This is a genomic window from Indolivaga macrotermitis (assembly GCF_900128985.1).
Classification (GTDB): domain Bacteria; phylum Bacteroidota; class Bacteroidia; order Bacteroidales; family Dysgonomonadaceae; genus Dysgonomonas_A; species Dysgonomonas_A macrotermitis.
In genome coordinates this window covers 219,496-245,741 of the sequence record NZ_FQUC01000002.1, presented here as the reverse complement: position 1 = coordinate 245,741, position 26,246 = coordinate 219,496, and the positions used below count along the sequence as shown (strand labels likewise).

The window sequence follows — 26,246 nt, the reverse complement described above, 5'->3', positions numbered from 1 at the left end:
TGCAATGAAAAAGAAGTACATTATATCTATTGGGATATTATTTATATTGCTGTCATGTGGAGCAAAGAAACCCAAAAACTTCACACTATTGTATGATGGGAAGGATACAGGCCTTGAGACCCTTATCATGACTGAGGGATGTTATTATGATCCATCAGATGGAGCTATGATTACATTCTATAAAGACGGAATTTCTATTTATCAGAGAAGTTCTAAAAGCCTAATAGATTTTCTTAAGTGGATGGAAAAAGGTGGAATTGATCGATTTAAAGGGAAATCATGGGGATACGGTCGTTATATCATATCTGGAGCTGTCATCATAAATCAAAGGGTAGAGCATACCTTTACAGATGGGTCTTTTATGTCAGAACGTAAATATCGGATAATAGATGAAACTCATATTCAGAATTTAGACAATAATGCTATTTTAGAGTTCTATCCACTGGAAGATCGTGTAGATTCTACTAATTGGCTTTTAAAAAAGAAATGGTTTTGGACAAAAGAAGCTTGGGATAACAGAAATAAATAATAATCACATGATCCAGCACTTATGGATGATCCTATAAGTGCTGAATTTTTATGAGTTCCCTTACTGAGGATACCTGAGGATTGTACCTTGGTGGTGACGCATACAGTGCAGCGGCGGTGTATGTAAAAGAAGCCGGCAGTTGGACGGTAAACTATATCGGACGCGACTATCTGGGTAGTATCACCCATGTAATGGATCAAACAGGAGTTGTAAGACAAGAGCTTAGTTATGATCCATGGGGACGCTTTCGCAATCCGGTAGACCAAGCCCTATATGATCTTAACGAAAGAGTTACTTTAGTTCTGGGAGACAGAGGTTATACGGGTCACGAACACTTGTCTGTATTCGGGCTGATTAATATGAATGCCCGTCTGTACGACCCGGTTATAGGTCGTTTCCTTTCTCCTGATCCTTATGTACAAGCTCCCGATTTTAGCCAGAACTTTAATCGGTATAGTTATGCGTTGAATAATCCTTTGAGATACACCGATCCAAGTGGAGAATGGTTTGGTCTTGATGATTTAATCGCAGCTGCAATTGGAGGAACCGTGAATCTTATAGGCAACGCTATTGCAGGTAATGTTAATAGTTGGGCACAAGGATTTAGTTATTTCGGAGTTGGAGCCGGAGCCGGATTAACGACCTTATATGCTGGTCCTGTAGTTGGGGATATGGTTATCGCTGGTGGTAATTCAGCTTTACAACAAGGCTTTGAACACGGTTTCGGTAATATTAGTCTGGAGATAATTGGTAATCAGATGTTAATGGGTGGTGTTACCAGTGCTATTTCTGCTGGTGTTGGTAACCTTGTTAATGGAGCGATGAATTCAGCTTTTGGGAGTATCGCTTCACCCGTTTTACGCCAAGCACTCATTCAAGGAGGAACAGGCGGTGTAACTAGTTTTGTAGTTGCAGGTACTATGACTAAAATAAACGGAGGAAGTTGGTCTGACGCATGGTCTGCCGCTAAAGATGGTTTAATTTGGGGTACATCAATAGGTACAGCAGCAGGCTCAGCTAATGGATATATAAATGCTTTAAAAGGTGGTGTAAATCCTTGGACGGGAAAAGAAGTTATTACAGAAAGGGCTTCAACTAACTTTTTACAACATAACAATTCAGGAGGTCGAAATAATGATCTAGGCATTTCTCAAGATAAAGTATTAGATAATACAAGAAAAACCATAATGGAAAGCCGTTCTAATTTAAAAGAAGGGGACAATGCCATAAACCTAAAAATAAATGGACAAGCCAAGATTATTAAAGCTAATGTTCATAATGGGCAGGTTAGATCGATGAACTTGCATTCCCCAGATACTCAGAACCCTATAAGGCCTCATTTTAATGTAATACAAGGAGGAGATGTAAAATGGTAATAGAAAACAAAATAATTTCAGTATTGGATTGCTCAGATTTGGAAAAGGAATCGCTTGTGATCAAAAATTCTTTCATTGGTAAAGTTGATTTAGCCTTTACCGGATTTAAAACTTCAAGCCTAACTATTACAGGATGTGTAATAGGGGAACTTTTTTTACATACAACATGGTTTTTTCAGGGGTTTATTTTGGAAAATTGCACTATTCAAAAAAGTCTCGACTACCAAATGGGAGGTCATAATAAAAAGCCTGTTATCATTAAAAATAATGTTTTTGGCGATTTTGTGAATTTCGATGACTGTCAGTTTGATGAATTACTTATAGTCGAAAATAATATTTTCTGTAAAGCGACAAATTTATTAATTGATTTTCATACTAATGAAAGCAACACTTTTGCTAAAACAAGTAGAATAAATAATAATATAGGTGAGTTGAGTTATAATAAACAGCATTACAATTCAATAGAAGGAGGAGATGTGAAATGGGAATAGAAGATTAAAAATAGAATGGATAATTTTGTATTCCCTCCCTTAGAGATTTGTAATCCCTAAGTTTTCAAATCGATGATAAGTTTCTTTCGTCTCTCGGGATTTGTAATCCCGAGTAGTACCGTAATAGATTAAACATATAATACCCTTATGCATACAGTGCAGCGGCAATGCCCGTAGTAGGTCGTTTCCTTAGTCCCGATCCTTATGTACAGGCTCCCGATTTTAGCCAGAACTTTAACCGGTATAGTTATGCGTTGAATAATCCATTTAGGTATACCGATCCGAGTGGAGAATGGTTTGGTCTTGATGATTTAATCGCAGCTGCAATTGGAGGTGTGGTAAATCTTGGAGTTAATATCTGGCAAGGCAATATAACCGGTACACCTTGGGAAATGATCGGCAAGGGAGCCGCCGCATTTGGAGCGGGAGCCGCCGCCGATAATTTAGCATTATATGGTCCATTCGGTTGGGCTGCCGGAGGAGCAATTGTAGGAGCTACTAATACAGCATTAAGTGGAGCAAATGCAGGAGAAATAGTCACAGGTTCGGTTATTGGCACCGCTTCGGGTTTAGTTGGAGGTTTTGCCGGTCAATTTGCAGCGAATTCATTAGGAGCTGTTGTCATAAATGGATTTCGTATAACAAGCCCTGTTGTTAAAGGGGCTGTAGGAGGTTTATTAGGAGGAGCCGGAGGAGGATATGCCGGCGGTTTTACCGCAGGATATCTTTTTACCGGAAATATTCAGAAAGCCCATGAGTTTGGTTTGTCCAGTTTGAAAACAAGTGCCGGAATTGGACTTATAGCCGGTGCCGGAGGAGGATATAGATATGCTAAAAGGCACGACCTTGATCTATGGACAGGAAAGTGGACCGGTAAAATATCAGGTAATCCTAACTTTAGAACTACAGCTGAAAATTTAACAGAACAACTGACATTGCAAGAAGCTAAATCTGGAGCAGGCATCGAAAAGATGCAAGGTAGTATAAAAGATCCGATATGGAAAGATTGGCAAAAAATGGAACATGCACATAAAACAGAAATTCTATCGACTAAAATAGTCAATGAAAAGACCTATTATTATTATAAAGAACAAAGTACAACAGTTCACTACTGGAAAAATCCAAGGACAGGTGAAGTGTCGGGATTTAAGTTTAAATAAAATATTAGAATATAATTTTATGTAATAAATAATGAATTATAAGATGAGCGTTGTTTCTAATCAGGAGTATGATGTATTAATATATTTTCTCTATGCAATAGAGAAAGGACTAGTAACAAAAGATGAAATTTGTAATTGGGCTGACAAAAAAATTGCAGAGGAAGAAAGCCCTACATCTATAGTTTTAGATTTATCATTGGCGAAATCTTTAAATGAGCAATTTGTTATAATAATGACTTTTTTACATCTTAGTAAAATTACTTTGACAGAAAAAGCTTTTAAACTAATCCTTATTCGGTTATATGATTTATTAAAAAAAGATGAAAAGGAGATCAGTAAAGTAATTAATCTTATTTTTCATTTAAAGGATGATCTTATGTTAAAAGAGTCTTTATTCAAAGATATTTATGACCTAGATAATAGTTATGATATGTTTGTAGAAGGACATATGTCTTCAAGCCAATTAAAAAAACGATTAATAGATTTCTTTCTGAAATACACATAGAAATATTCTATATATAGAGAGAATTGTATCTTAGTAGAGTATATTAATTTGAGGAAGAAATCTTAAATTATATTTACCCGCTTTTCTCTAAAGAATAAATAAAGGAAAAAAACTCAGCACTTACATTAGCTTATAAGTGTTGAGTTTTTATAAGAAGAAACGGTATAATATATCTTGCAGGAACAAGCGAAAGATTGTACCTTGATGGTGACGCATGCAGTACAGTGGTGGTGTATGTAAAGAAGTCTCTGACTGAATGAAAGGGTGACTTTAGTTCTGGGAGACAGAGGTTATACAGGTCACGAACATTTACAGGAGTTCGGTACGAGGATACCGATATGCGACAGAAGGAGAAGTTCTTGGTATTAAGGAGACAGGATATTTAAGAGGAGGTCGTCCAGGTGATACATATTTTACAAAAGATATTTTCAAAACGGGAGTAAACGCTCAAGAGAGATTGGCTCTGCCAATTAAACCAACAGTAAGAATTGAATTTGAAATAACAAATAATCCTACATTACAAATAAATGGAGGAAAAGTTATCCCTGCTTATAGTATGCCAGGAGGAGGTTCAGAGTTTATGACACCTGATCCTGTTCGTGTTAAGATTATAAATATACAACCCATTAAATAATAAGTTGCTATGAATCAGCAAAATTGTGAAATAATAATATCCGAACCTTGGAATTTTGAAAGTATTGATGGCAAGAATATTATTCGAGGTAAAATAATAGATAACTTAAATGATACATGTTTAGTATTCAAAGCTAATTATGATGTATCTTTTGAAGATTATCTTATAGGGAGGAATTTTATTTTATATTCTCGATCCAATCATTCTTTCACTGATATAGGCTTAAAAAATAGGATTCAAGTCAATGGGGGATTATTGCCCCTTGATTATGACTATAACGAAGATTTCGAATATTTGATATCTAACTCTAAGTTTGTCTTTATAGGTACACTCTATAAATAAAATTTTAAATCATGATTAAAATAAAAGCATATATTGAATTATTTAAAAATGCGAGGAAGACTCCTTTTCACTCAGGTTATAGACCTTTGTTTCTTTTTCAAGAAGGTACATACACATCTGGCAGTATAGAATTGCTAGATAGAAATGTTTTTATCCAGAGGAAAGTGCCTTAGTTCACATTCTTTTTATAGAAAGACGTTTTCTTGGTCCATATTTTAGGGTTGGTGCTAAATTTATTTTTTGCGAAAGTCCGAAAGCTATTATGGGAGAAGGTATCGTTCAAGAAATAATAAATGAAGACTCAATACCTAATAAAGATCTTATACCATAAATATTTCTCCCCCATAAAGTAAACAAAATGAAAAAGATAATATTCTTAAACCAGAATAATCATGAAGTAATGAGCTTTAACAATTTTGTTTTTGATGATATAAATAATATTCCAGAGTTCTATACAGCTTGTTTTTCTTTTGTTATATCTAGAGTTAAGATAGAAAAAAAAGTTGGAGGATCGGAGAATGATTTCTTTATCCTTGGAAATAAATTAAAACAACTATTAAATGAAGAAATGAAAAAGTTTTATCTTTTCATTTCAATGGATGAGTCATTCCAGATAATATTTGAAGTAAAAGAGCCTGAAATAATATTAGTACTTCTTGAGATAGAAGATCATTTTTCAAGAGGAGATTTAGCTTTTAAATATGAGTATGAAATGGGAAAGGAGCAAGCTGATTTATTAATAGCACAAGTAGAGGATTTATATAAAGAAAGAACTAGATTATAAGCAAAAAGAGGCTGTATATCTTCACAATATGCAGTCTCTTCTTAATCTGAGTATTACTACTTGGCGGTAACATATACAGTGCAGCGGCAGTGTATGTAAAAGAAGCCTCCGGCTGGACGGTAAACTATATAGGACGCGACTATCTGGGCAGTATCACACATGTGATGGATCAAACGGGAGTTGTAAGGCAAGAGCTTAGTTATGACCCGTGGGGTCGTTTGCGTGACCCGCTGACTCAAGCATTATTTGAATTAGACAAACGACTTACTCTTGTTCTGGGAGACAGAGGTTATACAGGCCACGAACCCTTATGGGCAAAACTACCAACCAAAGAAGAACTGAAAGCGTATTACCGCAAACTTCTCAAGTATATGAGAGCCAATACTAGCATTATTGGCTTTTTGTTTAGCTAAATATCCAATTGAAGCATCGATTTATTTGCTAAATTATTAAACCTTAATGCGCTTGAATTAATTGATTTGCAGATCTATCCAATAGCTATTTCCGTATTTTTATTACTATTTTCTATAAGAGTATTCATTAATAATATAGAAAAAAAGTAATCTGTAGATTAGGAGTACAAAAGACTATTGTAAGCTTCACCCGTTTACCGCAGTCCACTATCTAAATGGATAAGCAGACTAAGTCACGCAAACTATAAACTTTGCAGAAAATGATATCAGGCTTGTAAAGGCAGAAAAAAAATGCTTGAGAAATAGAGTAAAACAGACAAAGATTAATGCTGTCATTGCAAAGCACAAATCAAGAAAGAAACGTAGCATATAAAACTTCTCAGGCATGACACGAAATATTATATATAACCACACCCTAAAGAAGCTGAATCCTGGATCAACTTTCTGTATTTCATTGCTTTCATAGAGATAATACTAGAAATGCTCCATCAAAACAAATATAAGAATAATATTGTTTACTCTACCAAGTCAAACGCCACGCAATCTGTAATATTTACTAAAAGAAGACCAATTCTACCTCGTACTTACATAATAATATCTATATCAAACAATATGATCTCTGTAAAAGCAGAATATGGTCATAAAACCTATACTATATAACTATAAGTACCTATCTACTTCTTATCTATAAAATCAATATATAACCCACTATTTAACTCTTTATATACACAGTACAAAGAAATTAACTATAAATAAATGCCATTTTATTTTGATATAATAAAAAAGTTTTTCACTTTTGCATTTACATATATGTTCATACATATACAATCATACATCTATACATATATAAACATGAAGAAATATTACATCGGAGTAGATGTTGGAGGCTCTCACATTTGCTGTGCGTTAGTAGAAGGCGACACAGGGAAGATCGTAGACGGTTCGCTGATTAATAATGAGGTGGACTCAAACGCTTCTTACATGCAAATTACAGAAGTATGGAAAGCGACCATAGCACAAACGTTACAGCAAACAGGTAATGTGGAGGGAATCGGCATTGCTATACCTGGACCTTTTGATTATGAGAATGGAATATCGCTGATCGAAGGAGTTCAAAAATACGATTCTTTATTTGCAATAAACATAAAGGAGACTATCAGACAAGCTTTTCCCGACCGATCAAAACCCGTTTCATTCATCAATGATGCAACAGGATTTGCTCTTGGAGAGTATTATGCGGGAGCTGCCAAGAACAGTAAAAGGAGTTTGATAGTTACTATTGGAACAGGATTTGGAAGTACATTCTTAGTAGAAGGAAATGTTATGACCGAGAAAAGCGACAGTGTTCCTGCCGATGGTTATTTATACAATATTCCGTTCGGGCAAAGTATCGCCGACGATTATTTCTCCACCCGATGGTTTGTAGGAAGATGGAAAGCGGAAACAGGAAATATCGTTTCCGGAGTAAAAGAAATAGCTGAATATGCAATAAACAATGATAAAAGGGCATTAAATATTTTTAATGAATTTTCGAGTAATCTAGCGGAGTTTATCACTCCGTGGTTACAGAAATTTGACGCTGACACACTTATTATAGGCGGAAGCATAGCAAAAGCCAGCTATCTCTTTTTAGATAATTTGAAATCGATTCTAAAGAATCAAAAGATAGATAAAACCGAAGTGAAGATTTGCAAACTATGGGACATCGCCCCCATTACAGGTTCGGCTATGAATGTAAAAGCACAATTAAATAAAGAAGACATGATAAAAAAGGAAAACATCAAGCGTAAAACAACTCAATTTCTTGCTCCCGAAAAGGCTCAGCCTACTCCTCAGGGAGATTATGATATTTATCCCGGATTTCCACTTGCAAAAGGAACTATTAAAAGCGGCGCCGAAGCATTGGCTGATTATATAGCAGAACAAAAAACAGTAATCATAGACGGATATGTCGGCGTATTTTGGAACGAACTCATACAGCAAATAAACGAAATATTGATCAAAAAGGGCGTGAAAGCCGTTTGGAAAAATATTGATGCAGCAATGAAGTCGTCCGACGAAATTGCTCAAATGTTAGTTCCCTACTTAGGCGAGGAAGACTCCATCTTCGGAAAAATAACCGATAAAAAACTAATAGACTGGTTCGACAAAGACAAACTGACTAAGATTCAACCCGAAGCTAGCGCCGATGTTAATATCATTATCGGTTGCGGAGCCCAATTGGCGGGATGGAACGGCAAACTCATTTACGTAGACCTGCCTAAAAATGAGTTACAGTTCAGAATGAGAGCCGGAGCAGCTACCAACTTGGGAGCCGACAAGGTTGAAGACGGACGCAACATGTACAAACGCTTCTATTTTGTAGACTGGATTGTTTTAAACGAACACAAAGCAAACATTCTTCCTCGAATTGATCTGGTTGTGGACGAACAACGCCCCGACAATTACCTATCTATGTCGGGCGATGACTTGAGAAAAGGTTTGTCAGCCATGTCTAAAAATTTCTTTCGTGTACGTCCTTGGTTCGAACCGGGAGCATGGGGTGGAACATGGATGAAAGAAAATATTAAACAATTAAATACGGATGTTCCTAACTTGGCATGGTCATTCGAATTAATGGTGCTTGAAAATGGAATCATGTTCGAAAGCGACAACTTCCGTTTAGAAGTATCTTTCGATTTCCTGATGTTCAACAATTACAAAGAAGTATTGGGCGACTGTGCCGAACGCTTCAAATACAACTTTCCGATACGCTTCGACTTCTTGGATACTTTCGATGGAGGTAACCTTTCGGTACAATGCCACCCTCGTCCCGAGTATATCGCAAAAGAATTCGGAATGCCTTTCACTCAAGACGAAACATACTATATATTAAATGTGAAAAATGATCCTTTAGTATATCTTGGATTTCAGGAAGGAGTAAATCCCGATGAGTTCCACAAAGCTTTGGTTTACAGTCAAGAAAATGCGAAGGAGATTGATATTACAAAATACGTGCAAGTATACCATGCCAAAAAGCACGATCTATATCTGATTCCCAACGGAACGATCCATGCTTCGGGTAAAGACAATTTGGTGCTTGAGATAAGCAGCGCACCTTATATATTCACTTTCAAAATGTACGACTGGGTACGTCTGGATTTGGACGGACGTCCACGCCCTATCAATATCGACCATGGTATGAAGAACGTGAATTTCGAACTCCAAGGACAAAAGGTATATGACGAACTGATCAGCAAACCTTATGTGATGGAACTAAAAGATGGTTTTTGCCTGGAACATCTTCCCACCCACCCAGAACATTTCTACGATGTATACAGATACAATTTCGACAAAGAAATCACAATCGAAACGAATGGAAAATGTCATGTATGGATGCTGGTAGAAGGAATTTCGGTGATAGTTGAAACAGCCGATGGAATGAAACAACGATTTAATTACGCCGAAACATTCGTAATACCTGCGGCAGCTAAATCGTATAAGATAATAAACGAAGGAAATACCCAAGCGATGATGGTAAAATCATTCGTGAAATAAAAAGTTGACCTAATACCTTTAAACAATAATCAAATGAAAAATGTAGCAAAAATTATCGTATGTACTCTGTGCATGGTTTTCGCCATTTTTTCCTGTGCAAAAAACGAAAGCATACACGTCGATTCGTCTGTAGCGCTTGATAAGCTCACTGCATCAGGAAAAATAGGTGACACCATCAAAACCAGAGTAAATTTCACCAATAACAGCATTGCTAAATTGGTAATTACAAAATCGATTGATGGAATCACCAATACTGATTACAAAACCGAAGTTACCGTAAACGGAACATCATCTGGGTACGATTTCTCTCAAATGATTCTTTCCGGAGATGAAAACGGGTCTTTGGTATATACCTTCAGCGGATATGATGCCGGGGGTAAATTGATTGACGCTTCGGATTTGGTTGTGTCAGTAAGTCTCTCGGGTTACCCGTTGCTTACCAAATATGATTGGAAACTGACGGCTGAAACCGTCGACGGTACAAATACCGTGAATGATAAGCTATGGGACAATGTGTACCGCTTGAACCCCGATTACTCGTGGCAATATGACTGGGGGGCATCAGGCCCGGTCAATCTTGAGGAATTGAACCAATACTGCTCATGGAAGATCATAGGAAGTGAATCTAAAGTGGATTCTCTGTCCTTTATCAAATTCGGGTTCCTTTCTACAACTCCCGTGTATGACACATGGAAAGTGGCGAAGCTCGAAGGTGAAGACCTTTGGTTATCTACCACTATGGACTTATCGTGGTTAGGGCTATCTGCCGAAACCCCAATTGTACAAAGATATGTAGCAATTCCCAAAACTGCGGACTTTACGCCTTACAGGGGGCAAAATGCCGCAGACTACAATTGGGCACCGTGTAATCCCGGCACATATAAAGAAACAACAATACCATGATTAAGAAAATATTTACCATAATTTTATTTGCGGCAGCTAACCTTTGTGCCTTTGCCGGACCGTATAATATCGCTCCGAAAGCGAAAGTGACGGCTTCGTCCGAAAAAGATGCCTCCTATTCCGCTCAAAACGTTATCGATGGATTGATAGGAATAGAAAACAAAGGCGAATGGGCGTCGGCAAGCAAGCAAACCCCATGGGGAGCCATCGACTACCCTTGGATAAAGCTCGATTGGGACAAGCCTCAAAACATCAACCGTATTATTATATACGATCGCTCGATACTGCAAAGCCATACTGCGGGAGGTACACTACACTTTAGCGACGGAAGCAGCATTTTTGTAAATCAAATACCCAACGGGGGAGAAGCCAAAGCTGTTGATTTTCCGGCCAAAAAGGTAACTTGGGTAAAATTTGAAACTACCGATGCCGATGGCTTAAACGTCGGACTATCTGAAATAGAAGTATATCCTGCACCCGAAGATTACACCGATTATGTGTCTAAAGTAGACCCTTATGTAGAATCGGCTCGTGGACGTTATTTCTTCTTCGTAACCGGAAGCCGCCCATTCGGGATGATAAGTGCTGCGCCGCTAACACGCAATAAAAACCAGTACGGAGGCGGATATAACTATAACTCGCTCGATATACTCGGTTTTCCTCAAGTACACTGCTGGATGCTTTCAGGAATCACTTTGATGCCTACCACCGGAAACGTAAATCCCGTAGCAGGAGAACAAAATTGGAAATCGACATTCTCTCATGACGGCGAGATTGTTCAACCCGGTTACCACCGAGTATTCCTCCAAGATTACGGAATTTGGGTAGAGCAAACGGCTACCGACCGGGTAAGCCACTACAAATTGCGCTATACCAAAGATAACGTATCAAACATCCTGTTGAACTTGGGCGGTTACTTGTCTACCTCCACCATGAATGATTGCCGTGTGACCAAAGTAAGCGACACTGAAATAGAAGGGTCGGTAAATACCACAGGGCGTTTTTGGGGAGGGCCGGACAATGTGCGGATATTCTTCGTAATGAAGCTTGACAAACCTTTCGAACAAATGAATGGATGGAACGACAAGGAAATCCTGAAGAACATCAGCTCCCATCAAGGGGTAAAAGAAAAAACAGCTAAAAACGAGGGAGCAAGTTATTACGATGCCCCTAACTGTGGAGTAAACGCCGTTTACAATGTAAAAGCAGGCGACGAAATACAGGTTAAATTTGCCGTATCGTACACCAATATCGAAAACGCCCGTAAAAATATGGACAGCGACAAATTCGGATGGGACTTCGATGCTGTAAAAGCCGATGCCCTCAAAGAATGGAACGACATGTTGGGGCGCATCGATGTGAAAGGTGGCAGCAACCAACAGCAAATTAAGTTCTATACCGATATGTGGCATGTGTTGCTCGGACGACACAAACTCGATGATGTTTCGGGGGACTATCCCGATTATACTCAAGGACAACGTGTAGGAAACGCAACAGTTAATGCCAAATTGATTGTTCGAACATTGCCAAAGAACCCGGACGGAACATCACGCTTCCATATGTATAATTCGGATGCTTTCTGGTTGACTCAATGGAATTTGAATATACTGTGGGGATTGGCTTATCCTGAAGTATTGGACGACTTTGCGGCTTGCTTGGTGCAATATGCTGACAATGGCGGACTGTTGCCCCGAGGCCCTAACGCAGGCGGATATTCATATATTATGACAAGCTGTCCTGCCACTAACCTCATCACTAGTGCATACCAAAAAGGCATGCTGACCAAGGTAGACCCCGAAAAGGCTTATGAAGCGATGGTGAGAAACCATAAGCCCGGCGGAATGATAGGCCCTGAAAAAGAAATTGAATTCTATATCAAAAACGGATATTATCCCGGAAACGCCGAAATCACACTCGAAGCGGTATTCCAAGACTGGTCGCTATCGCAAATGGCTGCCAAAATGGGTAAGACCAAAGATGCGGCTTATTACCAAAAACGTTCCGAAGGATGGAAAAAACTCTTTAATCCGCAGTTACAACTGCTTATGCCTAAAGACGCCAAAGGACAGTGGTTACATAACGACCCGTTGAGCGGTGAAGGTTGGATAGAAACCAATGCATGGCAAGCTACATGGGCAGTGTCGCAAGATATACCTGGATTAGCTAAACTAATGGGAGGCAACGAAAAGCTTTGCGAAAAACTGAACTATGCTTTTGAACAGTCGGACAAAGACGACTTCGTATTCGGTTACAGCAACGGCTATATAAGCTACGCTAATCAACCCGGATGCTCGGATGCCCATGTATTCAACCTTGCAGGTGCACCATGGATGTCTCAATATTGGGTTCGGAAAGTAGGCTCACAAGCTTACGGGGCAGTTTCTCCCGACAGGGGATATGGCGGACACGACGAAGATCAGGGTCAAATGGGCGGCGTAAGCGCACTGATGGCGTTAGGCTTGTTCAGTGTACAAGGAACTTCGGCTCAAAATCCTTCTTACGAGTTGACTAGCCCTGTGTTTGATGAAATCACAATAAAGCTCAACCCTACGTATTACGTGGGAAAAGAGTTCAGAATCAAGACTTATAATAACTCGGCAACTAATTACTATATCCAAAAAACTCAGCTCAATCGGCAACCACTGAATAAATATAACATTTCGCACGAAACATTCGCAGCGGGAGGACTTTTAGAGATTTATTTGGGATCGCAACCTAATAAAAGCTGGGGCTTAGATAAATAAACACCATTACACCAATAGACCATGAAACTTGAAAATTTATTCAGAATATGTTGCATACTGTTATTCGCCTTGCTGTCGAATAGCGTATACGCTCAACAGACTCAATATTCGGGAGTTCTAACCGAAGATGACGGAACGCCGCTTATCGGTGTAGCGGTCGTAGTGAAAAACACGACCAACGGAACTGTAACCGATTTAGACGGAAATTTTTCAATCAATGCTAAATCAGGTGATTATCTTGTGTTTTCGTACATTGGATACGAAACTTTAGAAATAAAATTGACCAATAATACGACCATAAAAGCATCTATGAAATCTCAATCGACCTACTTGGACGAATTAGTGGTAGTAGGTTACGGACAGATGAAAAAGAGCGACTTAACGGCTGCCATATCGTCTGTGAAATCGAGTGACTTGGTGAAAACATCCATCACCTCCATCGACCAAGGATTACAAGGCCGGGCTGCAGGTGTGGTGATAACTAACACTTCGGGCCAGCCGGGAGCAGCTACATCGATTCGTGTTCGTGGAACAAGCTCCGTGATGGGAACAAACGAACCGTTGTATGTAATAGACGGGATTCCGATCATAGACGGAGGTGCAACTTCGGGAGCAATGAACACTCCGTCGTTGAACCCGATGGCCTCTATCAATCCCAATGATGTAGAATCTATCGAAGTATTGAAAGATGCTTCTTCCACAGCCATATATGGAGCCAGGGGGGCAAATGGGGTAATACTTGTAACCACCAAAAGAGGTAGTAAAGGAAAGGTGCGAACCTCGATCAATGTTTACTACGGCTTGCAAACTGTAGCTAAAACAATGGATATGCTCAACGCTGAACAACTGGCGATATTAGGCAACGAAGCTGCTGATAATGCTAATATTGACCGCAAACTTATCTATGCGGGACTCAACAACCTTAGAAAACAAAGTACCGACTGGCAAAAAGAGATTTTCAGAACAGCACCTATTCAGAATTACGAATTGGGCTTCTCGGGAGGTGGCGACAAGTCGGCTTATTTCCTATCGGCTAACTTCTTTTCGCAAGACGGTATCATCATCGGTTCTGATTACAAAAAAGGCGGTTTGCGTTTCAACCTCGACCAAGAGTTAAGCAGCAGAGTAAAAGTAGGAAATACAATGAATATTTCGTACAGCCAATCTAACGGTGTAGTAACCAATTACGAAAGCGCCATTGCATCGAGTATCACCTCATGGGCGTTGGAAATGAACCCTGGTCTGCCTGTAAAAAATCCCGACGGCTCATACGTTTATGAAAACAACACTTCGAAACCTGCGGTAGGAAACCCGGTTCAAGACGCTAACACGTACAAGCAATTAAACAAAGCGTTGCGTTTGACAGGAAATATGTATGCCGATATTATGATTATCAAAGGCTTAAACTTTAAATCGACCATCGGTATAGATTATTTCAACACCAAAGATCAAAGTTTTGCTCCCTCCAACATCAAGCGCGGCGAAGCCAGCGAAGGTATAGCCACCGTAGGACAAGCCGACGGATACACTTGGGTATGGGAGAATACATTGAGTTACAACAAAATATTTAAGGAAAAGCACAACGTAAACGCTGTTGCAGGTATCACTGCTCAACAATATGAATTATCACCCGTAACAGTTTCGAGATCAGGTATAGATGACGACCGTCTCGGATACTATTCTATACAGGAAGGCAAAAAAATACAGGTGGCAAGCACCGGCTACTCGTCTTGGCAAATGCTATCGTATCTTGCCCGTGTGAACTACGGATACGACAGCCGCTATTTGATTACGTTGACAGGACGTATTGACGGTTCTTCGAAATTCGGTCTAAATCATAAATACGGATTCTTCCCATCTACAGCTGTGGCATGGAGGGTATCAGAAGAAGCTTTTATGAAGAACCAAAATTCTATTGACAATCTTAAACTACGTGTAAGCTATGGTTTGGTAGGAAACGAGGGTATTGCCCCTTATTCATCACAAGGATTATTGAGCGGAACAGAAGCGTATATCTGGACAAATGAAATTATCAAAGGGCAAGAGCCTTGGGCATTAGGTAACCAAGATTTGAAATGGGAAACAACTGCTCAATTTGACGCAGGTTTCGATATTGGCATCCTTAAAGGAAGATACTCATTGTCTGCAGACTTTTACCTAAAGAAAACAGACGACCTATTGTTGAATGTCCCCGTAGAATATCACATGGGGTATACTGGAAGTATGCAAAACGTGGGAACACTTGAGAACAAAGGTTTTGACTTTACGTTCAACGCTGTGCCTGTTGACAACACCAAATTCCGTTGGGATTCTAATCTGACATTCGGCTTGAACCGCAACAAGATAACCAGCCTGCCCGGAAACGAAGACGGTATAGTAGGTAGCTCTATCATGGGTATTACCGATTGGACAAAAATTATGGTTAATAAACCTATCGGAACATTCTACGGATATAAGACGGACGGAATCGTTCAAACAGGAGATGATTTGTCGAAAGTAGCCAATTTCCCCGGAAAATCAGCTACTTATGGAGATCGAAAATATGTGGATAGAGACCATAATAATGTATTGAACGAAGATGACTATTATGAACTGGGAAATGCCAATCCCGATTTCACATACGGATGGAACAATACATTCACGCTTAAATTGGGCGAAACCAAAGGAAACGTAAATCTGAATCTTTATTTGCAAGGCGTACAAGGCAACTCTATTGCCAACTTCAACACTTTTGCTTTAGAAAGTTTCGATGGTTCAAAAAACAACTCTACTGCAGCTTTGAACAGGTGGACTCCAACCAATCCAACCAACGAGTTGCCAAGAGCTAACGCTCAACCTATGACGAATGTATTCTCTGACCATCAGGTTGAAGATGGTTCATATTTAAGAATAAAGGACATCACCTTGTCATATGACTTTCCGGTGAACCTTTTGAAGAAATTCTCATGCAACTCGCTCCAAGTGTTCATTAGTGCCAAGAACCTGTATACATTCACTAAGTATTCGGGATACGACCCTGAAGTGAGCCGCTTCGGAAGTAATAACCTGAGTATGGGAGCCGACTATGGTTCATACCCTGTTCCCAGATTGTATATGATGGGACTTAAAATGAATTTTTAAGTATTTAATAATTTGTAGGGAGCCGTCCCAAAAGCCTCAAAAACTCGTCTATGAGAGGAAGAACGACGAAGTAATCTCGTAAAATAAAGTAGATCACTTCCTGCTTCATACCTCGTAGTTCGTAATGACGGATTTGAATGATACTTTTAGATATGCCCCTATCCTAAACAATAAAAAAAAATACGATGAAAAAAATATATATTTATTTAGCAGCGGCTATGCTTTCCGCTTCGGTACTTCCGGCTTGTTCCGATTTCTTGGATGAAGAAGCAAAAGGCAGTATGACCGAAAAAAATTATTACAAAACCGAAAGCGATGCGATCAACGCTACAGATGCGATATACAGCTTGTTGATTTCTGACTACGACCAGTATAATTTGTGGGACGATAACTTCGGAGGTTTGTTTTACAACGACTTTTGGGAATTGCCAGAATTGATGTCCGATAATATGGTATCGAAACAATCGTCTCCCGAATTTCAATCTGTGGCAAAATTCCAAATCGATGCTTATAACTCACGGGTATCATGCCTGTGGCGTGATCTTTACATGACGATAAATGCTTGTAATACGGTGATTACTAAAGTTCCCAACATACCGTTTACGGACGAAACCAAAAAGAACCAGTTGATAGCCGAAGCAAAATTCTTTAGAGGATTATGTTACTTCGAGTTGACCCGTTTCTTTGGCGATGTTCCTTTGCATACCTCACCAACAACAAGTGTTGAGGGAGCAAGAATACCCCGTACTCCCATAGCTGAGATCTATCCCGTAATTTTGGAAGATCTTGATTTCGCTGAAAAAAATCTGAAATACACCGATCGTCTTGGAGGTGGTCGCCCTTACGCCCTTTCGGCATCAGCCCTATTGGCTAAAGTGTATGTGACGCTGGGACAAAAGGAAAAGAACAACGACTATCTTCAAAAAGCTGTTCAGAAAGCCGATGCAGTAATCCCCGCATTCCCGATGGGGTCATTCGAAGACCTATTTAAGTTGGAAAACCGCTTCAAGGGCGAGCGTATTTGGGAAGTTAACTTTAGCTCATCATTAAGTCAGGGATGGAAAGGCAACCAATTTTTGGTACGTTTGTTACCTAAAATGAATACCGACAAAGGTGGACCTAACAATGCTCAGGGTTACGATGCTGCTACCGACAATCTGTACAACGCCTATGAATCGGGCGATATACGCCGTAACGTGAGCTTGTTCAAATCGTTTACTTATACAGATGGTTCTATCGAAAACTTCGACGCTCCTTATGTTTGCAAATATTGGGACAGAGTGGCAGAGCCTAAGGGAAATGAGTCTAATGCTACATATCCTTACTTGCGCACTTCCGAGATGTACCTCATCAAAGCCGAAGCCTTGAACGAGATTAACCGCGCTCCGACTCAGGCGGCAAAAGACGCTATCAATGCTGTACGCCACCGTGCGGGATTAGGTGACACACCTGCCACCAGTTATGCCGATTTCAAGAAAGCAGTTCTGAATGAATATCGCGTAGAGTTTGCCGGAGAAGGACACCGTTGGCACGACCTTGTGCGTATGTGTACGCTAGAAGAAATGACCCAATTGGTAGCAGCTGCGAAACCTGGAGTTGCACCTCGCCAGGCCAATTACCTGTTCCCTATTCCGAATAGAGACCGCAATGTTTCGAACGGAGTATTGTCTCAAAATGAAGGATATTAAAATCTTATAGTGGCTGTTGCAAAAGCCCCGGAGGTATGTCATTACGAAGAAAAACGATGAAGCAATCTCATAATAATGGATAGATTACTTCGCCATAGCTCGCAATGACTAACTCCAAAGTATACTTTTTAGGCAGTCCCGTATATAATAATTTATCATTTCCCGGGCAGGGCAAAGCTCTGCCCCTACTAAAACCGAGTGCCATGAAAATGCGGTTACTATACATTATTATTTTACTCTTGTTTTTTCAGATGGGATATGTTTCTGCTCAGCAAATGTCTGTTGCCAATATATTTACGGACGATGCCGTATTGCAACGCAACAAAAAGAATAAAATCTGGGGGAAGGCTCAACCCGAAAAAACGGTAAAACTGACATTCGATGGTCGAACATACCAAACCACAGCTGCCGCAGACGGTAGCTGGCTCATAGAAACAGCCGTCCTTAAAACGGGCGCGCCCCGCACGATGACCATTATTTCGGGTGAAGAAACCCTTACATTAAAAAATATACTCGTAGGTGATGTATGGATCTGCTCGGGACAATCGAACATGGAATTTTCAGTAGGAAACTTCCCCTGGTCGAAAGATGAAATAGCCACAGCTAACAACACTCAAATACATTTCTATACCTTACCTAATACGGTTGATTGCGTGCCCAATTCCGAAATTCCAAAGTCAAATTGGAAAATAGCCATCGGTAGCGACCTGTCGGGCTTATCGGCTGTCGCCTATTTTTTTGCAAAGAATATTCAACCCCAGATTGGTATTCCTGTCGGACTTATCATTACCGATTGGTCGGGTATAGCCATCGAACCGTGGATGAGTATGCAATCGTTGGAGCAATTTGCTGCATTCGATGGCGAGTTAGATAAACTGAAAGAAAACACGGAAAGCAAGGAGGAGATACAACGCAACTTCGAAGCTCTCCGCAAAAACGGTTGGGATTCTCAATATTATCTAAAAGGCAAAGGCATGGATGAAAAATGGTATCTGCCTGATACCGATTTTTCGGATTGGAAGCCCATCAAATTCCCCAATTATTGGGAGGATGCCAACGTCGGCTTGGACAACTACGACGGGGCAGTGTGGTTCAAAACATCGTTTGACCTGCCCGACAATTTCAAAGACAGTACCTTTCATATTTTCCTCAGCTATGTAAAAGATTACAACATCGCTTGGGTCAACGGGCATCAGATAGGCGAAACATACGGGCACAAAAACTGGTCAGATTATTATACCGCTATCAAATATCTGAAACCGAAGAACAACATCCTTGTAGTCAGGGTATTTAATGTAGAAGGAAAGGGCGGATTCAATTATCACCCGTTTTGGTCAACAGATATTCTTAATGGCAACTGGGTATTCAAGGCTGACTTTCCGATTGATTCGAAAACATTCCCAAAACCTAAGATCATTAATATCAATCCATTTGGCGACCCCACTGTTATATATAATGCGATGATATACCCATTGCTAAACTATTCGCTCACCGGATTTATCTGGTATCAGGGCGAAAGTAATGCTGGACGCGGATATGAGTACCGGACACTTTTCCCCGCCATGATAAGTGGTTGGAGACAAGATTTTAAACAGGGTAATCTTCCCTTCTATTTTGTACAATTGGCAAATTACGAAAAGATACCCGAGAATCCAGAGAATAGTGATTGGGCAGAACTGCGTGAATCGCAAACCTACGCCCTGAAACTACCCAACACAGGAATGGCGGTAGCTATCGACATAGGTGAAACCGCCGACATTCACCCTAAAAACAAACAGGAGGTAGGACGGCGTCTTGCCCTACAAGCATTAGCAAAAACATATAAGATGGAGATTGAATGCGAGCCGCCTCAAATCCAGCAAGTTATTTTCAAAAACAACAAAGCTATAATTACTGTTCAATCTGCATCGCCTTTGAAACGAGTGGATGCAGCCCAGCCCATCGGAGGATTTGCTATAGCAGGTAAAGACAGCATATTTTATTGGGCAGATGATGTGCTGGTAAAAGGAAACCAGATAGAGGTTAGCTCTTCTAAAGTAGATTTGGCTGTAGCCGTTCGTTACGCTTGGTCGAAAGATCCGGGTAAGCTCAATCTACAGAATGCAGCGGGATTGCCTCTCGCCCCATTCCGAAGCGATACGTGGAAAGGAATTACCGATGATAGGCATTTCGACCCCGAGATCGTGTATTTTTAAAGCATAGGACCAAACCTATAGTGTTTATCAAAAATCCGAAGAACACATAGATTCACCCCTACAAATAAACTTCTATAACCTATAATTATGAAAAAAATATTTTGGTTTTTAGCATTATGTCCTTTGGCTTTGCTATCATGTAAAGATCCCGGCAAGCAAAATAGTACGGAAGAAAAACCAACCGATTCGCTCGAAGTTCGTGTCGATACTCAAATGGTGAAACTGCTATTTCCCGAGGGGAAAGACATCCTCACGGGAGGAGACGGAGCCATCTCCATTTCGATAGACAACACTAAGAGTTTCTGGCTTTGGGGCGACTCGTTTTTAGGAGAAGTGAAAGATAACAAGCGGGACTCTACCTCTCAGTTAATTATTGGCAACATATGGACACTGCTCGATAGTGATAAAGTTTCGACCATCTGCGGAGGCTCTCCCCAGAAACCCGAATCGCTTATAAACATTGGTAAAGTAAATGGCAATATAGCTTTCTTGTGGCCCATGCACGGCTTTGTAAAAAACAATATCGTACACGTATTTATGTCGGTTATCGTGAGAACAGGCGATGGCATTTGGGATTTCTTCTGGCATGCGTCGCAATATTATCGATTGAGTTATCCTGATATGAAAGTGATCGACATGTTAGAACTCGAAGCACCATTCAAAAATAAAGTACATTACGGCTTTGGTGTGTTTGAAGATAATGGCTATTACTATGTTTATGGAACAGCTCCCGATGGACTTGCCGCTCCCTTGCACGTGGCTCGTGCGAAGTTGATCAATGATAAACTCAATGAGTGGGAATATTTCGATGGGCAGAATTGGGACAAAGACCCTACTAAAACTAAAGCAATGGCAGGTATTACCGTACCTGTGTCGGAGCAGTTCAGTGTATTCAAGCACAATGATAAGTATATTCTGGTTACACAAGACAGGGGTATCCGCACCGATGGTATCTACACCTTTGTGGCTGACAAGCCTCAAGGCGATTGGAGTAATCCGAAGAAAGTATATTCGACCCCCGAACTGAATCTGGGTTCGGCGATATGGACATACAGTGCTATGGCTCACCCGCAATACGATGTGGACGGAAAATTACTCATCAGTTATTGTGTGAATACCCATCATCTACCCGACTTGTTTAACGATGTGTCTATTTATAAACCTCGTTTTATCAGAGTACCTTATTCGCTAATCTTAAACAAATAACTTAATATTATGAACCTGAAAGCGACTATTTTTATAGCATCACTCTGTTGTCTGTTTTCCTGTAAGGAAAGTAAACATCAGACGCAACCCGAGGAGAAAGCGGCATTCGCCATGTACCCCGAATTTATAGATATTATTATGCCCGAAAAGGGCGGGGGCGTGACAGGCGGAGACGGATCTATCTCCATAGACCTGAAAGATGGCAGAAGCCTGTTTATGTGGGGCGATTGTTTTTTCGGTGACGTAATCGATAACAAACGACCCGATAAATCATCGCCATTGGCTATAGGAAATGTATTCACTGTACTGAAAGGTGACTCAATACAAACTTATTTCAGGGGAACTCGTGAAAACCCCGAATCGTGGTTGCAACCCGAACCCAAGAAAGACACCGTTTGCTGGTATTGGCCTGGACATGGATTCGTAAGAGACGGCGTGCTACACCTCTTTATGTCGGAATTTTATAGATCAAAAGAAAACGATATGTTCGGCTTCGCTTATATTACTTGCGACTATTTCAGGTTGAACGCCAAAACCTTGGAAGTAATCGACAAGCAAAATTTCCCCGCAGCTAATATCAACAAGGTACATTACGGACACGCCGTGATTGACGACGGTAACTATGTTTACAACTATGGAAGTAAGGCAGATAGCATAGGTTTTGCCACCCTACATGTTGCCCGCGCTCAACTGAAAGACAATGTATTACAAAATTGGGAATATTACAATGGTAAAAGCTGGTCGGCTGACCCGAAAGAAACGCAACCCCTCGACGGTGTAAAAACATCTGTCTCCGAACAGTTTAATATGTTTAAGCTCGAAGGTAAATATGTGTTGGTGACTCAAACAAGAGACCGTGAAAACCATGTATTCTCAGCTATTTCGGATACTCCCGAAGGTCCATTCTACAATGAGAAAAAGATATTCTCGGTAACAGAACCTTTGACCGAGAAAAAAATGATAACGTATAACACAATGGCTCATCCTCAGATACAAGATAAAGGACGTATCCTAATGTGTTATAATGTTAACTGCCTCGAGTTTTTCGATTTGTATAAAGATGCAACACTTTATAAGCCGAGATTCTTTTGGATGCCTATTGATACAATTTTAAAATAAACAAATGATAATTCTATGATAAAGCGAAATTCAGTATCTAAATTGCTCCCCGTATTGTTCGGATTCTTCATTATGGGATTTTGCGACGTGGTAGGCATATCGTCCAACTATGTGAAGAAAGATTTTGCATTGACGGATACGATGGCTAACTTCCTGCCATTTATGGTTTTCATCTGGTTCTTTGTATTCTCTGTCCCTACCGGCATACTGATGAACAGAATAGGACGAAAAAAAACCGTTCAGATCAGTAATATAATTACCATTATAGCCTTGTTTGTACCTTTCGTCATGTATAATTATTATGCATGCCTATTGGCCTTTGCGTTATTGGGTATAGCTAATACTATTTTGCAGGTATCGCTCAATCCGCTTTTATCAAATGTGGTAGACGAAAAGAAACTAACGGGAGCTTTGACTATTGGTCAGTTTGTTAAAGCTATATCTTCTTTTTCAGGTCCATTTATCTCAGCTTTTGCGGCATCTCATTTGGGTAGTTGGCAATTGATGTTCCCTGTTTTTGCAGGAATTACCATCCTATCTTCTATTTGGTTGCAAGCAACCGCAATAGAAGAAGATGAGAGCAAGCAGAAAGTATCCACCCTCGGACAAGTTCTATCATTACTTGGCAATAAAACCATCTTACTATTATTTTTAGGAATCGTGTGTGTTGTGGGAGTCGATGTCGGCTTAAACATATCAACACCCAAACTCTTGATGGAACGTTCAGGTATGCAACTGGAAGATGCCGGATATGGTACAAGTCTTTACTTTGGATTCCGTACAGCAGGAGCATTTATCGGAGCTATCTTGTTGACAAAAGTTTCACCAACCAAATTTTTCCGCCTTTCCATGGTTATAGCCGTTGCGGTTCTTGTAGCACTGATCTTTGCGACAGATAAAGTAATTATTTTGTCCCTGATTGCTATCTGCGGATATTCCTGTGCAAGCGTATTTTCGATCATTTTCTCATTCGCATTGGAAAAAATGCCCGAGAAGGCCAACGAAATTTCAGGCTTAATGATTACCGGCGTAGCAGGTGGCGCATTAGTTCCCCTATTAATGGGGGGATTGAGCGATTATATGGGTAATCAGATAGGATCTGTTATAATTATATGTTGTTGTGCCACTTATCTATTATTATGCTCGTTTATGCTAAGTGATGCAAAGAAAGCTTAGTATATGGAGCTTCTTCTGCATAACAAAGTTACAACAAAAAGAGAGTCTCGCATTTAAGAAATAAATGCGAGACTCTCTTTTTGTTCAGTTAGTTATTATCCAAAATAAAGGGATTCCTGTTGTACGGGCAATTAGAATAAATACTCTAATATATTCGAACCCCTCTAAAATAATTACCTCTGTGCCTCTAATGTATATGTAAAGCTATCAGCTCTGTAATATCCTATATTATATTCAACAGGGACATTATTTATGTCATAAACAAACCGTTTACGTACAAGTATAGGGTCGTTTGCTACAATATCGAGTTTGTCGGCGATAAAATCGCCTGCTAACCGGGCATATATTTCTTCCTTCGATGTTTTTACAATTACATTGTAGTTTTGCTCTAAAATCTCATATAACGGGACATTGAAGTTTTCTTCATTCGTCAATGGTATTTTGGGATTGAAGTAAGATATGAAATATACAAACGGATATTCTTCGCTTCCACGTACTCTTTCAAGTTTTAAGCATCTGACATCCACTTCTATTTCAAAAAAATCGGCAACCTCTTTGAATGCTTTTTGGTATCCTACAAACAGTTCAAAATTTTTGATTTTGAGACCAAGCATCTTCATCTCCTGAGAAAAGCTCAACCAGTTCTTCAGTCCTCCCACAAAACCTTTGTGGGCAACCTTTGTTCCAAATCCTTTCTTTCTAATAAGAAGTCCTTCAAACACAAGCTTATTTATTGCTTGTCGCAATGTGTTTCGGGAAATGTTTAATTGTTCGGACAATTCTATTTCTTTAGGTAGTAGCTTTCCATTCTTATACTCATCCTGCTCAATTAATATTCTCAAAATTTCTTCGGCCTGTACGTGAAGGGGTTTTGAACTGTCTCTGTTAACTTCAATTTTCATATCACTAATTGTTGAAAGTTCGGATTATTTTACAAATTAACACAAAAATATTGATAAAAAAAAGAGAGATGTACTTGCATGACTATAAATGTATGAACATACAGTAGGGGTTTTTTGTAGAATTTTCCAGTATCTGCTTTAAAATGCAATTTTTCACCTAAAGCAGTAAAACAAAAATTCCTGACTTTCATTGAAAGTCAGGAATTTACTTCTTTTTGCTAGTCTAATTTGTGATCCGGTTTGTATCGGAACTTTATTTCATAACAGACTGATAGCCTGATTCTTGCAAAGTGTTAAAATGACGATGGGTACGGCGTGGGTACGAATTAAAAATTACATTTGCAATATACTGATTATTAACTGTTTATCTAATGCCTATTGAGCTGCTGATAATTCAAACAAATTACTCAACCTTTTATCGGCTCTTTTTCAGCTTGTTATAAATCAATACTCAAATACCCTTAATCGCAGTGTACAAAAACGCCTTTTTGTCTCTCTTGTCTGTCTTTTGCGTGCCAAACAATATAGGTTCAAATCTAAACCTTTTTTCTTAATTAAACAAATATTTGAAATCAGTATTTTTGATTATATTTATAGCATCATAAATAAGAAAGAAGGCATCTATGACCACTTTAGAATTAAAAGCACAAATACTAAAAGAGATAGACAATGAACAAAACACTGCTATCTTGAAAAAACTGCAAGCCTATTACCGTAAGTTAAAAGGTGCTGAAAAGCCTATGCCCTGCCAATATACACTGGAGGAATCGAAAGAGCGATTGGCTAGAGGTCGTGAAGAGGCGGAAAACGGAGGTGGAACCTCGCATGAAGAATTTATGAAAGAAGTTGAAACATGGTTTTAACGTGGCTTGCACCAGCAAAGGAGAGTTTAAAAGAAATAGCTGAATACTATAAGTGAGAATATAGTAAAAGTTCTGCAAGTAAAATAGTCAGACAAATAAGAGTAGCGGTAGAAAATTTGAAGGATTTTCCTCAAATGGCTGCTGTAGAACTATTGTTGGAAGATGAGCCTATAATCTACCGTTCACTTGTTGTAACAGGCACATATAAAGTTATATACTACATCGGTAGTAATACAGTTTACATATATGATATTTGGGATTGCCGTCAAGTTCCTGAAACAAACCTAAAAAAGATAAAAGAATAAAGTAAATTTATTCAGAGAATAATAAGCCCGAATTGAAAGATTTCAGTTCGGGCTTTTGTTTTAACTTAAAAATGCGAGTACAAAAGGAACTAAGATTATGCCTATTATTTTATCTCCTTGCTTATTTACAGAAATAGGAGTTTTTCAAGCAGCAAATGATCCTAATAAAATTCTTGAAGAGTGTTCATATCCTGAACAAGAAAGAATTCTAACAGGTTTAATGAAAGAAATAAAAACTATAATCAAACCCTAAT

22 protein-coding genes are annotated in these 26,246 nt (G+C 39.4%); 21 read left to right on the top strand and 1 reads right to left on the bottom strand.

Annotated elements, in window-relative coordinates:
• Nucleotides 1-4 precede the first annotated feature (4 nt).
• From BUC12_RS04050 to BUC12_RS03970, 18 genes are all read left to right on the top strand, one after another.
• Nucleotides 5-529 (top strand): hypothetical protein, encoded by a 525-nt coding sequence (locus BUC12_RS04050; RefSeq protein WP_062176603.1) that lies wholly within the window; start codon nt 5-7, stop codon nt 527-529.
• A gap of 116 nt (nt 530-645) precedes the next feature.
• A complete protein-coding gene (locus tag BUC12_RS04045; protein WP_062176606.1) occupies nt 646-1,905 on the top strand; it encodes an RHS repeat domain-containing protein in 1,260 nt (419 codons plus the stop codon).
• Nucleotides 1,899-2,396 carry a hypothetical protein gene (locus BUC12_RS04040; RefSeq protein ID WP_062176609.1) on the top strand — a complete coding sequence of 166 codons (498 nt, stop codon included), beginning with the start codon at nt 1,899-1,901 and terminating at the stop codon, nt 2,394-2,396. The genes BUC12_RS04045 and BUC12_RS04040 overlap by 7 nt, the downstream gene beginning before the upstream one ends.
• Before the next feature lie 167 nt (nt 2,397-2,563).
• The gene (locus BUC12_RS04035; protein ID WP_062176612.1) at nt 2,564-3,556 is read left to right on the top strand and encodes an RHS repeat-associated core domain-containing protein; all 993 of its coding nucleotides are present in this window, start codon (nt 2,564-2,566) and stop codon (nt 3,554-3,556) included.
• A gap of 43 nt (nt 3,557-3,599) precedes the next feature.
• Nucleotides 3,600-4,061, top strand: coding sequence for a hypothetical protein (locus tag BUC12_RS04030; protein WP_221407220.1), 462 nt, complete (start codon nt 3,600-3,602; stop codon nt 4,059-4,061).
• A gap of 457 nt (nt 4,062-4,518) precedes the next feature.
• The gene (locus tag BUC12_RS19985; RefSeq protein ID WP_157257491.1) at nt 4,519-4,695 is read left to right on the top strand and encodes a hypothetical protein; all 177 of its coding nucleotides are present in this window, start codon (nt 4,519-4,521) and stop codon (nt 4,693-4,695) included.
• A gap of 9 nt (nt 4,696-4,704) precedes the next feature.
• Entirely contained in the window at nt 4,705-5,037 is a 333-nt protein-coding gene (locus BUC12_RS04025) for a hypothetical protein (RefSeq protein WP_062176617.1), read from the top strand.
• A gap of 358 nt (nt 5,038-5,395) precedes the next feature.
• Entirely contained in the window at nt 5,396-5,821 is a 426-nt protein-coding gene (locus BUC12_RS04020) for a hypothetical protein (RefSeq protein ID WP_062176620.1), read from the top strand.
• 89 nt (nt 5,822-5,910) lie between these two features.
• Nucleotides 5,911-6,234: a hypothetical protein gene (locus BUC12_RS04015; RefSeq protein WP_062176622.1), complete on the top strand. Its 324-nt coding sequence runs from the start codon at nt 5,911-5,913 to the stop codon at nt 6,232-6,234.
• Nucleotides 6,235-7,086: 852 nt separating this feature from the next.
• Nucleotides 7,087-9,771 (top strand): ROK family protein, encoded by a 2,685-nt coding sequence (locus tag BUC12_RS04010; protein WP_073357293.1) that lies wholly within the window; start codon nt 7,087-7,089, stop codon nt 9,769-9,771.
• Between the two features lie 33 nt (nt 9,772-9,804).
• Nucleotides 9,805-10,674, top strand: a complete 870-nt coding sequence (locus tag BUC12_RS04005) for a hypothetical protein (protein ID WP_062176625.1) — start codon at nt 9,805-9,807, stop codon at nt 10,672-10,674.
• A complete protein-coding gene (locus tag BUC12_RS04000; protein WP_062176628.1) occupies nt 10,671-13,418 on the top strand; it encodes a GH92 family glycosyl hydrolase in 2,748 nt (915 codons plus the stop codon). Before BUC12_RS04005 ends, BUC12_RS04000 begins: the two co-directional genes overlap by 4 nt.
• 21 nt (nt 13,419-13,439) lie before the next feature.
• A complete protein-coding gene (locus BUC12_RS03995; protein WP_062176632.1) occupies nt 13,440-16,538 on the top strand; it encodes a SusC/RagA family TonB-linked outer membrane protein in 3,099 nt (1,032 codons plus the stop codon).
• A 185-nt stretch (nt 16,539-16,723) separates the two neighbouring features.
• Nucleotides 16,724-18,226, top strand: coding sequence for a RagB/SusD family nutrient uptake outer membrane protein (locus tag BUC12_RS03990; RefSeq protein ID WP_062176634.1), 1,503 nt, complete (start codon nt 16,724-16,726; stop codon nt 18,224-18,226).
• Between the two features lie 104 nt (nt 18,227-18,330).
• The gene (locus BUC12_RS03985) at nt 18,331-20,421 is read left to right on the top strand and encodes a sialate O-acetylesterase (RefSeq protein WP_062176637.1); all 2,091 of its coding nucleotides are present in this window, start codon (nt 18,331-18,333) and stop codon (nt 20,419-20,421) included.
• A gap of 87 nt (nt 20,422-20,508) precedes the next feature.
• Nucleotides 20,509-21,627, top strand: a complete 1,119-nt coding sequence (locus tag BUC12_RS03980; protein ID WP_062176641.1) for a DUF4185 domain-containing protein — start codon at nt 20,509-20,511, stop codon at nt 21,625-21,627.
• A gap of 9 nt (nt 21,628-21,636) precedes the next feature.
• Complete coding sequence (locus tag BUC12_RS03975; RefSeq protein ID WP_062176643.1) at nt 21,637-22,746, top strand: DUF5005 domain-containing protein; 1,110 nt, start codon at nt 21,637-21,639, stop codon at nt 22,744-22,746.
• Between the two features lie 15 nt (nt 22,747-22,761).
• Complete coding sequence (locus BUC12_RS03970; protein ID WP_201780479.1) at nt 22,762-23,922, top strand: MFS transporter; 1,161 nt, start codon at nt 22,762-22,764, stop codon at nt 23,920-23,922.
• Nucleotides 23,923-24,095: 173 nt separating this feature from the next.
• Here the strand turns inward: BUC12_RS03970 and BUC12_RS03965 are convergent, their stop codons facing one another.
• Entirely contained in the window at nt 24,096-24,824 is a 729-nt protein-coding gene (locus BUC12_RS03965) for a GntR family transcriptional regulator (protein WP_062176647.1), read from the bottom strand.
• A 623-nt stretch (nt 24,825-25,447) separates the two neighbouring features.
• On the opposite strand from BUC12_RS03965, the gene BUC12_RS03960 reads away from it, so the two are divergent.
• From BUC12_RS03960 to BUC12_RS19980, 3 genes are all read left to right on the top strand, one after another.
• A complete protein-coding gene (locus BUC12_RS03960) occupies nt 25,448-25,687 on the top strand; it encodes a hypothetical protein (protein WP_062176650.1) in 240 nt (79 codons plus the stop codon).
• 116 nt (nt 25,688-25,803) lie between these two features.
• On the top strand, nt 25,804-25,992 hold the full coding sequence (locus BUC12_RS19850) for a hypothetical protein (protein ID WP_139261996.1): 189 nt from the start codon (nt 25,804-25,806) through the stop codon (nt 25,990-25,992).
• A gap of 97 nt (nt 25,993-26,089) precedes the next feature.
• Nucleotides 26,090-26,245, top strand: a complete 156-nt coding sequence (locus BUC12_RS19980) for a hypothetical protein (RefSeq protein WP_157257493.1) — start codon at nt 26,090-26,092, stop codon at nt 26,243-26,245.
• The last annotated feature ends 1 nt before the right edge of the window (nt 26,246 follow it).

Bases quoted from the DNA above. Each gene is read 5' to 3' on its own strand.
- BUC12_RS04020 (WP_062176620.1), top strand. From the start codon at position 5,396: ATGAAAAAGATAATATTCTTAAACCAGAATAATCATGAAGTAATGAGC.
- BUC12_RS04025 (WP_062176617.1), top strand. From the start codon at position 4,705: ATGAATCAGCAAAATTGTGAAATAATAATATCCGAACCTTGGAATTTT.
- BUC12_RS04010 (WP_073357293.1), top strand. From the start codon at position 7,087: ATGAAGAAATATTACATCGGAGTAGATGTTGGAGGCTCTCACATTTGC.
- BUC12_RS03995 (WP_062176632.1), top strand. From the start codon at position 13,440: ATGAAACTTGAAAATTTATTCAGAATATGTTGCATACTGTTATTCGCC.
- BUC12_RS04030 (WP_221407220.1), top strand. From the start codon at position 3,600: ATGAGCGTTGTTTCTAATCAGGAGTATGATGTATTAATATATTTTCTC.
- BUC12_RS04000 (WP_062176628.1), top strand. From the start codon at position 10,671: ATGATTAAGAAAATATTTACCATAATTTTATTTGCGGCAGCTAACCTT.
- BUC12_RS03990 (WP_062176634.1), top strand. From the start codon at position 16,724: ATGAAAAAAATATATATTTATTTAGCAGCGGCTATGCTTTCCGCTTCG.
- BUC12_RS19980 (WP_157257493.1), top strand. From the start codon at position 26,090: ATGCCTATTATTTTATCTCCTTGCTTATTTACAGAAATAGGAGTTTTT.
- BUC12_RS04035 (WP_062176612.1), top strand. From the start codon at position 2,564: ATGCCCGTAGTAGGTCGTTTCCTTAGTCCCGATCCTTATGTACAGGCT.
- BUC12_RS04050 (WP_062176603.1), top strand. From the start codon at position 5: ATGAAAAAGAAGTACATTATATCTATTGGGATATTATTTATATTGCTG.
- BUC12_RS03965 (WP_062176647.1), bottom strand. From the start codon at position 24,824: ATGAAAATTGAAGTTAACAGAGACAGTTCAAAACCCCTTCACGTACAG.
- BUC12_RS03985 (WP_062176637.1), top strand. From the start codon at position 18,331: ATGACTAACTCCAAAGTATACTTTTTAGGCAGTCCCGTATATAATAAT.
- BUC12_RS04040 (WP_062176609.1), top strand. From the start codon at position 1,899: ATGGTAATAGAAAACAAAATAATTTCAGTATTGGATTGCTCAGATTTG.
- BUC12_RS03975 (WP_062176643.1), top strand. From the start codon at position 21,637: ATGAACCTGAAAGCGACTATTTTTATAGCATCACTCTGTTGTCTGTTT.
- BUC12_RS03980 (WP_062176641.1), top strand. From the start codon at position 20,509: ATGAAAAAAATATTTTGGTTTTTAGCATTATGTCCTTTGGCTTTGCTA.
- BUC12_RS04005 (WP_062176625.1), top strand. From the start codon at position 9,805: ATGAAAAATGTAGCAAAAATTATCGTATGTACTCTGTGCATGGTTTTC.
- BUC12_RS03970 (WP_201780479.1), top strand. From the start codon at position 22,762: ATGATAAAGCGAAATTCAGTATCTAAATTGCTCCCCGTATTGTTCGGA.
- BUC12_RS03960 (WP_062176650.1), top strand. From the start codon at position 25,448: ATGACCACTTTAGAATTAAAAGCACAAATACTAAAAGAGATAGACAAT.